8 protein-coding genes are annotated in these 12,754 nt (G+C 44.7%); 3 read left to right on the top strand and 5 right to left on the bottom strand.

Features of this window, described 5'->3' with window-relative positions; genetic code table 11:
* The 4 genes from ACPYIV_RS13270 to ACPYIV_RS13255 are packed head-to-tail and all read right to left on the bottom strand — an operon-like array spanning window position 1 to window position 7,554.
* The gene (locus tag ACPYIV_RS13270; protein ID WP_425883413.1) at window positions 1-2,403 is read right to left on the bottom strand and encodes an ABC transporter permease; all 2,403 of its coding nucleotides are present in this window, start codon (window positions 2,401-2,403) and stop codon (window positions 1-3) included.
* 16 nt (window positions 2,404-2,419) lie between these two features.
* Window positions 2,420-4,783, bottom strand: a complete 2,364-nt coding sequence (locus tag ACPYIV_RS13265; protein WP_301703603.1) for an ABC transporter permease — start codon at window positions 4,781-4,783, stop codon at window positions 2,420-2,422.
* 32 nt (window positions 4,784-4,815) lie between these two features.
* On the bottom strand, window positions 4,816-6,066 hold the full coding sequence (locus ACPYIV_RS13260) for an efflux RND transporter periplasmic adaptor subunit (RefSeq protein WP_301703604.1): 1,251 nt from the start codon (window positions 6,064-6,066) through the stop codon (window positions 4,816-4,818).
* A gap of 21 nt (window positions 6,067-6,087) precedes the next feature.
* Window positions 6,088-7,554 (bottom strand): TolC family protein, encoded by a 1,467-nt coding sequence (locus ACPYIV_RS13255; protein WP_293733034.1) that lies wholly within the window; start codon window positions 7,552-7,554, stop codon window positions 6,088-6,090.
* Window positions 7,555-7,823: 269 nt separating this feature from the next.
* Between ACPYIV_RS13255 and ACPYIV_RS13250 the strand changes: the two genes are divergently transcribed.
* Window positions 7,824-9,278: a sensor histidine kinase gene (locus tag ACPYIV_RS13250; RefSeq protein WP_293733033.1), complete on the top strand. Its 1,455-nt coding sequence runs from the start codon at window positions 7,824-7,826 to the stop codon at window positions 9,276-9,278.
* A gap of 12 nt (window positions 9,279-9,290) precedes the next feature.
* Here ACPYIV_RS13250 and ACPYIV_RS13245 read toward each other — a convergent pair whose 3' ends face one another.
* Complete coding sequence (locus ACPYIV_RS13245) at window positions 9,291-10,205, bottom strand: hypothetical protein (RefSeq protein ID WP_301703605.1); 915 nt, start codon at window positions 10,203-10,205, stop codon at window positions 9,291-9,293.
* Window positions 10,206-10,375: 170 nt separating this feature from the next.
* Between ACPYIV_RS13245 and ACPYIV_RS13240 the strand changes: the two genes are divergently transcribed.
* On the top strand, window positions 10,376-11,740 hold the full coding sequence (locus ACPYIV_RS13240; protein ID WP_293733031.1) for a sigma-54-dependent transcriptional regulator: 1,365 nt from the start codon (window positions 10,376-10,378) through the stop codon (window positions 11,738-11,740).
* Window positions 11,737-12,738 (top strand): sensor histidine kinase, encoded by a 1,002-nt coding sequence (locus ACPYIV_RS13235; protein WP_293739067.1) that lies wholly within the window; start codon window positions 11,737-11,739, stop codon window positions 12,736-12,738. The genes ACPYIV_RS13240 and ACPYIV_RS13235 overlap by 4 nt, the downstream gene beginning before the upstream one ends.
* Window positions 12,739-12,754: the final 16 nt, after the last annotated feature.

Below are 12,754 nucleotides of genomic sequence, written 5' to 3'. Positions count from 1 at the left end.
TTATTCCGATTTGATAGCTTCCGCCGGATTAGTTCGGGCTGCCTTGCGTATTTGCCAAACTAAAGTCAGCAAAGAGATTGTGCCAGTGAGCAACAAAGCGGCTGCAAATAACCACCAGGAGATCGATGCTTTGTGGGCGAAACTTTCCAGATATTTGTGGATGGCAAGCCAGGTGACAGGAGTCGCCACAATAAATGCGATTGCAAGAAGCTTATAATATTTCCGTAGTAACATTTGCATGATAATGGAAGTTGTTGCCCCGTTGACTTTGCGGATAGCTATCTCCCGGTAGCGTTGTTGCACGTCAAACAGGGATAGGCCGAACAAACCTAATGAGGAGATCAGGATTGCTATTAGTGCAAAAACCGTATAGATATTAGTCAGCTTTTGGTCTTCTTTGTAAATTGCTTTTATCTCATCTTCTACAAAAGAATAGATGAATTCTCCTCCAACAGTTTCTTCATGTAACTTTTGTAGAAAACGAATTGCTTCTTGACGTTTGCCCGGAACAATGTGAGCCGTCAAACGTTCATAACGGTATCCTATGTCATAGGCAAAAACGAGTGGAAGTGTTGCTTGAGACAAATGTCCTATTTGAAAATCTTTGACTATGCCCACGATGTTGTAAGCGGGGTTTTTATCCATATCCGGCATGTCGGAACTCCACCATAATCTACTTTCAGGTTGTAACTTGGCTGTCGCAATATCGGTGATGCCAAATATCTTTTTTGCGGTTTCGTTGATAATCAAGTCGTATGTGCCGAAATGATCGATCGAATCGTTCCAGCTACGTCCTTCTACCATTTGAAGATCATATATCTTCATGTACCTTTCGTCTATGTTATTATAAACAACCATTTGTTTTTTTCCCTGGAATTCGAATTGTGTGTGTGGCTCTCTATATTCGTAAGGGCTTTTTCCGTAAGCCCAATCTGTAAACAGAGGAGATTCATTCATCTTTGTCGTGATGATATTGTCGAGTTGCCTTTGTTTCTTTCTTTTGGCCTTTGCCTGTTCATTTGTATCATCTAATGCATAATCGTTACGGAGAAATTGGACTTTGATGATGTCTTTCGTACGATACCCATTATCGTAGTTCAACATGAAATGTAATTGTTTAATGAAAAATAACGACACAATGATGAGAGAGAGCGATATACCGTATTGGATAACCAGGAATATATTTCTTGAAGCGACTGAATTTCCTCCTCTGTTTATGGACTGCAAAGTATGAATCGGTGTAGCATATTGATATTTGAAAAAAGGATAAGAAGAGGTAAACATGGGTAAAAGAATCAATAATATGAACGCAAGCATAAGATTCAAATGCCAGTCGTTTGATTGAGAGATGTCCCAGCGGTTGCTCAGATAATCTTGTGTTAACTCTACAAATACCCATCCGATAAACAAGGCACAAGCGATAATAAATATATTTTCGATGTAGATTTGTCCGAGCAGATGCACGCGTTTTGCTCCGAATACTTTTTTCATACCAAATTCCCGGGCTCGTTTTTGTATAAGTACAGTATAGATGTTGGTGAAATTAAAAAGCCCGATAATCAGGATTAAAAAAGTTACGACTGTCAATATCCGGACATTTGTCTTATTTCCTTTATGAAACAAATTAAAGTCATGAATAGTATGGTTGAAATAAACATTCTTCATGGGAAAGAACTGATATCGTTGGTATCGTTCTCCTGCTTTCATATACATATAATAATCCAACCGTTTGTTTACTTGTTTCAGGTCACTTCCCGGATAAAGCAGGGCAATGCTTTGAGGCATTCTCGACCATTTCTTTTGCATAGACTTGGAGATCAGGATGTCGAAGTGCAAGGAACTTTTGCCTGTTGGATTTCCAATTATACCTTCGATTGTTACCGGTTGCCCGAATGTGAAAGAAAGAGTTTTACCGATCGGATTCTCATTCCCAAACAGCTTTTTTGAGAATTCCCGTGTAATTACCGCACTTTCCGGTTTTAAAAGTAGTGTATTTCGATTTCCAATGAGGATCGGGAAATCTAACATTTGCAGAAAGTTGGTGTCTGCAGCGAATAGATTTGTTGTGAACTTCTTATTTTCATAATAGATATCAGACTCCTGCATGGGGATGAATGTGGTGCTTCGTTCTACCGCAATATCTTCTAACGGTTCTCTGTAGTCGGGTTCGTGATTCATATTGAAACTCCCGGAAAAGCGTATCATTGGAGAATTCCGGTATTGAATTGTCGTAAAATAGAGACGATCCAGATGCTCGTGGAAATGATCTACTGTAGTTTCCTGATAGAGATATCGGGACAAGGTAACGACACACGCCAGACTCAGTGCCAACCCCATGATGTTGATGGTACTGTAGAGTCTGAAACGTGTCAGCGATCGTAAGGCTAATAGTATTATTTTCATATATGATTGTTTGTTTTTATTCCGATTTGATAGCTTCCGCCGGATTAGTCCGGGCTGCCTTGCGTATTTGCCAAACTAAAGTCAGCAAAGAGATTGTGCCAGTGAGCAACAAAGCGGCTGCAAACAACCACCAGGAGATCGATGCTTTGTGGGCGAAATTTTCCAGATATTTGTGAATGGCAAGCCAGGTGACAGGAGTCGCCACAATAAATGCGATTGCAAGAAGCTTATAATATTTCCGTAGTAGCATTTGCATGATAATGGAAGTTGTTGCCCCATTGACTTTGCGGATAGCTATCTCCCGGTAGCGTTGCTGTACGTCAAACAGGGATAGGCCGAACAAACCTAATGAGGAGATCAGGATTGCTATTAAGGCAAAAACCGTATAGATGATAGCTGCCAGCTTATCTTTATTGTATAGTTCTTCGATTTCATCTGCAACAAAAGTATATTCAAAATCACCTTGCCCCACTTCGCCATGTAATTTTTTCAAAAAACGAATGGCCTCTTGGCGATGGCCCGGTGAGATTGCAGCCATCAGCTTATTTTGTGAAAAAGGAGACTCGTTGTGTATGGATAGAATGACCGGTTCGTTATTTTGCGAAAGATGTACTGTTTGAAAGTCACCGGTAAATCCTTTGACAAGCAGTGATGTCCCTTTTGCACTTCTTTCATCTTCCAGTTCCTCAGGCAGTTTTCCGTTTTTAGAGAAAAGCCTTTTGGCTGTTTCGTTTAGCAGGACCTCGTTTTCTGCAACAGGAAGATCTTTTCCGGAAATCGGAATGTCGTATAGCTTAAGGAAGTCAGGGCTGACAGTTATATGGATAACTTCTTCCCATTGACCTCCCGGAATTCTTACTTTCTTTTTATTAATAGGATTCAACGGAAATTCATATGGGCTTATACCGAAACAGGAAGTTTCGAAGACCGGAGAAGATTGCAGCGTCTCCAGAATGTATTTATTGGCATCCTCTTGATGTTTTATTTCCTCGACGGTGTATGACATCGAAGAGGTTGGGCGTTGGAACCAAACCTTTATGATGTCTTTAGTCCGGTACCCGGGGTCTGTATCCAGCATATAATTCAATTGCTTGATAAAAAATAGAGAGCAAACGATCAAAGAGAGTGTCAGTCCATATTGCAAAGTAAGAAATATGGTTTTTATCTCCGGCTTACCTTTGCTCCGGTCAATGTTTTGCAGGGAACTTGTGACCGGCTTCCGGCTGAAACGCACGAATGTATGTAAAGCTGTGATTACAGGTAAGAATAACAATAATAGAATAGATATCCCGATATTATAACGTTCGGAAACTATGGCTTTGATTTCCAGTATATGGCTTTGTATGCCATAAGTCATTTCGATAATAACCCAAGCCAGGAACAGGGCAAGTGCCGTCATAAAGAGGTTTTCTATAAACAGCTGGATGAAAAGTTGGAATGGTCGGGCTCCGAACACTTTTTTCATGCTGAACTCTTTTCTTCTTTTAAGGATGACAACAGAGTTGAGGTGGACAAAATTGAATACCCCGATAAGTAAAAGCAGTAAGGCTGTGACGGACAGGATATGAACGCTGCTGGCATTTCCTTGCAAAAATGTCTTTTCTCCCTTCTGGATGTAGGTTTCCATATATAATTTATCCAAAGGAAAAAGCTGGAACAGGAAACTGCGTGTGTTTTGTGGATCGTACATGGATTTCAGTTTCTTATTTATGTCGTCTATATCAGCGTGCGGAACAGTCAAAGCTATGCTGTAATAATTCACAGGGGGCCATCTCCATTGTAACTCACGCGAAATCATGAGGTCGAAAGAAAGAGAACTTTTAGTCCCGGCTTTCCCCGTAATTCCCTGTACGGTCAGTAGTTGCCCGTTATAGTTTATGATTTTTCCGATGGGATCCTGGTCTTTAAACAGTTTTTTTGCGAAAGAATCGGTGAGGACTGCGCCTTTGGGTTCCTTTAACAGCTTTGCCACATCGCCTTTCAAGACCGGGAAGTTCAGTATTTGCAAGAAAACCGAATCGACCGCCAGTACATCTGCACTGAATCCTTTATTTCCGGCTTCGACCGTTACGTTTTTAAGAGAAACGAATGAAGTATGTTTTTCTATTTCAGGAATATCCAGAGGGTTTTTGTAATCCTTTCTCATCATGACATTCTGTGTAGTAAAAAAGAGAGGGGCTTTTTCGTTATTATTCCAATGTCTGACGCTTAAGTACAACCGTTCATGGTTGGACGCGAAGTGATCCGTTGTCAATTCACTATAGACATACCTGCTGATGATTATGACACACGCCAGACTCAGTGCCAACCCCATGATGTTGATGGCACTGTAGAGTCTGAAACGTGTCAGCGATCGTAAAGCTAATAGTATTATTTTCATATTTATGCAGCTATATCAGGCTTATCCTTCTTTTATTTTAAAATCAACTCTTCCGCATCCCCAAAGGTACTATATCCTGTGACAATTACCTTGTCGCCCGGTTGGAGGCCGCCGGTTATTTCGTATTGTTGCGGGTTTTGGCGGCCGATGCTGATCGGGGTTTTCCGGGCTTTTGTGCCGGATTCGTTCAGCTTGTATATCCATTGGCCGCCGGTGGTCTGGAAGAAGTCGCCACGCGGGATGACGAGAGCCTCTTCCGGCTGTCCGAGTTCGATCTGGACACGGAAACTTTTGCCGATGCGTACGTTTTCCGGGCTTGTCTCCGTAAAGACCAGGTCGACGTCGAAGTTACGGTCTTTGACTTCCGGTACGACTTTGGTGATCCGGAGCGGGAACTTCTTGCTTTGCCAGCTGACGGTGGCGGGCAGGCCGGTGGTGATCCGGTCGATGTAGTATTCGCTGAGGGAAGTATGGATCTTGAACTGGTCGAGGACTTTGATCTCGGCGATCGCTTCGGTGCTCTGTACCTGTTGTCCGGGGGTTACTTTGACAAAACTGAGCTGGCCGGAGAGGGGCGCGCGGACAACCAGGTCCTCCATGCGTTCCTGGGCGCGTTCGAACTTTTTACGTTCGCGTTCGAGATCGTTTTTCATCAATTCCCGGCGCAGGATCGTAGCTGCACTGTCATGGCGCAGGCCTTCCAGTTGCAAGGCGGTGCTCCGGGTTTTGTAGTCGAATTCGTCCCGCGCCACTTCGAGCTGTGCCTTGCTTTTGACTCCCATATTAAATTCCTCTTCGTCGAGTGCATAGCTTTTTTTGAGACGGTTCAGTTCGTAAGTTGTCTGCAAAGTCTGTTGTTGCAGGTCGATGCTTTTCTGTTCCATCTCGATCTCTTTCTCTTTATAAGAGATCAGTTGCTTTTCCCATTCATCCTGCTGGTCCTCAATGGTACGGATAAGGTCGGGGTTGTTGAGTGTCAGGATTGTATCTCCCTTTTCCATCATGGTTCCTTCTTCTGCGATGATCCGGTCAACGCTACCGGCTTCACGGGCGTTGATCTGGATGGTGAGAATCGGTTGCACGACCCCTTCGACGTCTACATATTCCAGAAACTTATCATTAGTCGCTTCGCCGATGATCAGATTTTCTGCTTCGGTGCGGAGTTTCCTGCCGCCGGAGGCAGCGACCCCGACATAGACGAGAAGAGCGATGAATGCGATTCCTCCGGCGATATGCCAGCGGTAACGGTAATAAACGGGTTTCTTTGCAATTGGTTTATCCATTTGTGATTGTTGATTGATGAATTATTTTAGAAGGAGTTCGTAATCTTCCGTGATCGGAATCATCTTTTCGAAATCGTAACCGGTCAGGCTGCGGAGACCATAATAGAGGTTCCAATAATTATATAAAGCCGCGATGTAGGCACGGCGGGAGTTGTCTTTTTCGGCTATGGCAGCGTTGAGGTCGAGGATAGTCGATTTACCCAACAGGTAAAGCCTGCGCGCCACATCGTTACGGCGCTGGGCCGTTTGGTCTGTCTTGTAGGCTATGGCGACTTTACCGGCCTGTATGTTGAACTGTTTGACGATCTTGGCGACATTCAGTTCGAAGTCCATCCGTTCCTGTTCCAGTTCGGTGTAGACCTTGTCGCGGTTGCTTTTGGCTACTTTCACCCGGCCTTTTCCTACGCCCCAGTCCAGTATCGGTATGCGTATGCCCAATGTCACCAATTGCTGGTCCATCGGATCGCGGTAGGATTCTTTCAGCTTTTCGTTGCTCTGCGTCAAGCCGAACTGTGCATAGAGAGCAGCTTTAAAACCCCGGTTGGCTTTTGCTTCGGCAACGGTACTTTCACTTTGCAGCCGGCGGCGTTCGAAGGCGCTGATATCCGGATTGTTCTGGAATGCAAGCTGCATGGCTTCGTTTACATCGACTGTGAAGTGAGGAATGCTGTCGTCGGGGATCACCGCTAATGTGATATTTTCAGAAATACCTAAATAGCTACGGAGCGACTGGATATAATCGTCCACCTCGATTTGTGCGTTGAGGCGGTTTGTCTGTTCGGTCAGTTTGTTGAGTTCCAGTTGGAGCATTTCGTTTTCGGTGATTGTCCCGATATTGTAGCGTCCCTGTGCATACCGGTAGAGCGTGTCGGCGTATGCGAAATTATAGTTTGCGATTTCCAGCGAGGTCTGTGCCGTTGCCAAGTTGAAAAAGCGGTTGGTCGTATAGGCTGCTACCAGTTCGAGTGTTTCGATATAGTTCTTTTTGGCTTCTTCATATTTGATCGGTTCGATGCGGCGTTCCCATTTAAGGTCGTTGAAACCGAATAAATCTTGTTCATATCCTACGACGACCGGGGTACTCTTATAAGACGAGACATTGTCGGTGAACATATCCAGCCTTTCCAGTCCGGTTTTCAATAAAACCTTACCGCCTGTAAGGGCGATGTTTTGTTGGATTTCGAGTCCGGCATCGACCGAGAGTTGGTTCCGGTGTACGAATTTGTCGCTACCGTCTTCCAATGTAACCGACTGGATGGAACGATTTAGGCTCGGATCGGATGTAAGCGTCAGGCTCGGTAACTGTTTTGCCCGGAACGAACGCCAGTTCCAGTAAGAAGCCCTAAAAGCATGGCGGGCGGCAATGGCTTCAGGAGAATGCTGGCGTGCCATTTCGATCGCTTCGTCCAATGTCAGCGTAAGTGTTTTCTGTCCCAAAAGCTGAGAGGAGGACAGCATACATATAAATATGAATAATATCTGTTTCATGATTAATACAAAGCAAAATATATGCCATAGTCGTAAATCGTTGGCTTTAAGTGTTAATGAGAGAAAGTGCCGAATCTTTATAGTGCAAATCCGCACATATTTTGTGCGGATTTGCACTATATGCCGAGCCTCGTATGTCTCTAATATCTGTATAGGAATACCTATTATAGATAATATTTTTATTTCGTCTTGATTATCAAAATAATTCTTATCTTTGGATTCTATAAATAACAGATAATAATTGACCTACGCCATAAAATCATAAGAATATGAAAAATACTGATTCTATGAATGACCTTTTGTCCGCCACATTTTATTCATGCGCGTTAGCTGGGGCTATGTATGATAAAGAGGGAAAACTGATTGATCTGAACCGTGCGATGATTACAGCCTTCTCCCTTTCGGACAAACATGATTTTGTGATAGACAACCTTTTTGATAATGTAGTTTTGAACGCCCATCAACAGGATCTGTTGAGAGAAGGTGAAACGGTCGTTTGTGACGAGCCTGTCCCTTTTAAAGTAGAGATGATTCATTCTGATTGTGATGATTCGATTGGTTATTCGCTCTGGCTACTGGAACAGGGAAAATCAGAAGTAGATCGCGAAAATAGATTGTTAATGGGGCAGTTGGCCGAGAGCCGAATGTTGATGCGGATGGCATTGGAAGATGGGAAATTGGCTGCCTATTCATTTAGCTTTGACCGTTTTCAAGCGTGTGATAAAAAGCATTGTAATCGTTGTTTCCAATTTTATGGTAAAACAAATACGTTATTGGATAAAAATCGATTTATTTGCCGCGCCTTGTCTTCAGTACGCAAGCCGGACGACAGCTTGGATTTTTTTTATTTGTTCAACAAGATACATGATGAAAAGTTGCCCGGATATAATGTGATATTCCATTTGAAAGGTCAAGATGGAACTTATAAAATGTATGAAGTTACGGGGAAGGGGGCTGATTTGGATGAAGAAGGTGTTCCACATGTGATTTTGGGTAGTGTGATCGAAAGAAACGAGCACGAGCATGAAGAACATCAGGGAGCGGAGGCATTGGAAATGCTCAAATCGACATTCTTGGATAATATGTCGCACGAGATCAGAACACCTCTGAACGCCATTGTCGGTTTTTCAGATATGCTGGAAGATGAAGCAGATCCGGTAGCCCGGAAAATGTATATAGATATTATTAAAGGTAATAATTGCGCTCTTCTGGAACTTGTCAATGACTTGTTGGAAATGTCGAGGATTGACGCGAATATGGTCGTGTGGGACTTTGAGAACATTTATCTGACCCCGATTTTAAATGCCGTGTATGAGATGGCTGTATCTCGTGTGCCAGAAGGCGTAAAGTTGATTGTCGATGCTGTGCCGGAAGTCGTTATTCATTCCGACAAACGGAAAATCCTGCAAATACTGGTCAAACTGATTTTGAATGCGGCGCGATGCACGACGAAGGGAGAAATCCATTTTGGATATAAGTCGCTCTATCCTGTTAGCGTACAATTTTATGTCACGGATACGGGACGGGGTATTCCGCATGACAAATTAGGATTGATCTTCGACCGTTTTGTACAATTGGACGAGTTCGAACAGGGAGTCGGTTTGGGATTGGCTATTTGTAAAGGGTTGGTAACAGGAATGGGAGGTTCGATATGGGTTACTTCGGAAGAAGGGAAAGGATCTTCCTTTAGCTTTAAACTTCCATTTGAATGTGACAGGAAGTAGCTGAAGTGTTGTTTAATGATGAGGGTAGATTTCTGTCCAGTGGTATGAATCGATCTTTTTATGTCGGCTGACCTGTTCTTTTACTTCCGAAAAGTATCGGGCAAGAATGGCATAGAGCCCCGGATCATATGCTTTCAGTTCTTCACGGCTGTTGATTTTATTATGTTTGCCGTCGCCGTCATCCGTATTGACCTCGGCGTTCACGTTAAACCAGTCCTGGACTCCTTCCGCCCAATATTCCCAGACATTTGTTGCGGCATAGACATTTTTCCAGCGTCCTTTCGCTACGGCTGCATCCAAAGAAGCCTGCAATTCGTCGTTGAACTCAGGATGGATCGGGAGAATACCGGCCCCGTGTATGGTATGGGCGAACTCGTGTATCAGGATATCTTCCGCATGATATTTATCAATCTGGTAGGCGAGGATATTCTCTTCGGCACAAGTCGAGAACGGGTGTTCCGAATCGCCACCCAGGCCACGGGCACGTACATCCCAGTTAAGCGTAGTGTCTTTTGCCAGGAAAGCATGTTCGGGAATGTCTGTCGTCCCTTCGTAACGTGCCATGATACCGATACGGGTATGCCGGTCGGTTAACGATTTCATGACTTCGCGCGGAAGCACGTCAGTCAAGGCCTTAATGCTGATATAAGCAGCGTAAAAGCAGGAGTCGGGTACACGCCATGAACTGGCGACATGAATGCCGTTCACATTCATATATTTTTTATAGAAGGGATCGAGTTTGAGTTCAGCAGGAGGAGCGGTGATTGCAGGAGTGTCTGTCAACAACGCGATCGGAGCCTCTTCGGTTGTTACTGCCGGGCAGGTACATGTACCATTGCAGGTATTGTCTGACTTAACCGCAGGTTGGCAACCTGTAAGGATTGCCATACCTATAATGGCGGAAATCAATAGCAGGGATGTTCTCATCGTAGTAATATTTAAAAATGGTTTATGTTGTATTTGCCTGTAAATGTATGAAAAAAATGTGTTATTCCGCACAAATTATGTGCAATATCGCACATACATTCCATATATATAATACATATCTTTGCCACGTCAAGGATGATTTTTACAGGAAATAGAATAATAGCAGGAATATGAAGAACGGGAAAATATTGATTATCGATGATAACGAAGATGTCCTCTTCGCGTTGAATCTGTTGCTTGAGCCTTATGTGGAACAGGTGAAGGTAACGACACAACCGGAACGGATCGAACATTTTATGTCGACATTCGTACCTGATGTTATTTTGTTGGATATGAATTTCCGGCGGGATGCGATCAGTGGACAGGAAGGGTTCTTCTGGCTCGAAAAAATAAAGGCCGCCGATCCTGATGCCGTAGTCCTTTTTATTACGGCTTATGCAGATACGGAGAAGGCCGTACGTGCCATAAAAGCGGGAGCTACCGATTTTATTCCGAAACCTTGGGAAAAAGAGAAACTGCTCGCAACGCTCTCGGCAGCCTTGAAACTGCGTGAAAGCCGTACGGAAGTCCATACGTTGAAACAACGGGTTGAAGTATTGGAAAGTACGGAAGATACCGGTTTCGATATTATCGGTGAAAGCGATGCCATGCAGGAACTTTTCGGAACGATTGCCAAACTGAAAGATACGGATGCCAATATCTTGATTTTAGGAGAGAACGGGACTGGAAAGGATTTGATAGCACGTGCACTCTATCATCATTCGCCCCGTAGCGGCCAGGTTTTTGTCAGTATCGATCTGGGGAGTATTCCGGAACAACTATTTGAAAGCGAACTGTTCGGATATGAGAAAGGTGCTTTCACGGATGCCCGTCGCGATAAACCCGGACGTATGGAGGTAGCTTCCGGGGGAACCTTGTTTCTGGATGAGATCGGTAATTTGAGCCTGCCGATGCAGGCGAAGTTGTTGACGGCTATTGAGAAAAGACAGATTCTTCGTTTGGGAGCTACCCGTTCCGTCCCGATCGATGTCCGGTTGGTTTCAGCTACGAATATGAATATCCACGCGATGGTCCAGGAAGGAACTTTCCGGCAGGATTTGTTGTACCGGATCAATACGATCGAACTCCATATCCCTCCGCTCCGTGAGCGGGGAAATGATATCTTGTTGTTGGCCGACCATTTCCTGAACCGGTATGCCCGCAAGTATAAGAAGAAAATAGGAGGTCTTACCCGGGATGCGAAAACGAAGTTGCAAAGTTATGCATGGCCGGGTAACGTCCGCGAACTGCAACATGCAATCGAGCGTGCCGTTATTCTTTCCGACAGCTCCATGTTGAAACCGGAAAACTTTATGCTGCATCCTGCGCCTGCCCAAAAGAAAGGAGAACCGGATGAACTGAACCTAAGCATCCTCGAGAAGGAAGCGATCGAACGTGCCCTTCGCCGGGCGGACGGAAATATTACCCGTGCTGCCGAATTGCTGGGAATTACCCGTTTTGCCCTGTACCGGAAATTGGATAAGTTGGGCCTATGAGACGATATGTCCTTTTCCTGAAGATCGGATTACTGGTCGTACTATCCCTTTCGATCGCTTTTCTGCTTTTGAAGGGTCTGTATTTTACATCTGTCATGTGTTTTATAATCTTGCTGGGAATTGCTTTTTCACTCTATCTGGACCAGCGGAAAATGCTTCAGAGGATGGAGCATCTCATTGCTAATATCCACTACGGCGATATGAACCTGTCTTTTCCTGTCCCTTCGGCGGAAGGACCGGAAGCAGACTTGACACGTGCCATGAATGAAGCGCTTTCTGCATTTCGTACCCGTTTATATAATGTAGTGGTGGCGGAGGCGGAGACTGATGCCTGGCAAAAACTGATCCGTGTACTGACGCATGAGATCATGAATTCTATCGCTCCGATCATTTCTCTATCGGAGACTGTGACTGAACGGGCGACCTCCAATGGTCTGAACGAACGGGATTACGGCATTATGCTGCAAGCCATGCAAACGATACACCGCCGCAGCAAAGGGTTGCTGGACTTTGTCGAGAATTACCGGAAACTAACCCGTATTCCGGCTCCTACACTGCAGTTGTTTCCGGTCTTCTCTCTTTTTAACGATTTAAGGGGGTTGTATCCTGCCGGTGCTGTCTCGTTTTCTTTTTCTGTCCGTCCGACGGATTTGCGTATTTATGCGGACCGGGCCATGATTGAACAGGTGTTGATAAACCTGTTGAAAAATGCAGCCGAGGCCTGCCAGGAGCGTCCTTATCCGGAAGTACGGGTGAATGCGTTCAGGCATGAAGGGGTTCCGGTTATTACGGTCTCCGACAACGGATATGGTATTGTGCCGGAAGCTATGGATAAAGTATTTGTCCCGTTTTTTACGACTAAGCAGGGAGGTTCGGGGATCGGCCTGAGCGTTTGCCGCCAGATCATGAACCGGCATGGCGGCAGCATTTCCGTAATTTCGGAAGAAGAGAAGGGTACCACTTTCACTTTGCGATTTCCCCAGACTCGCGTGCTGTAGGGATGGTTCCGTGGAG

It is taken from the genome of Parabacteroides vesiculifaciens (assembly GCF_049860805.1).
Lineage (GTDB): Bacteria > Bacteroidota > Bacteroidia > Bacteroidales > Tannerellaceae > Parabacteroides.
Note: the sequence above shows the minus strand (reverse complement) of the source record. Positions and strands in the feature narration are given on the sequence as shown.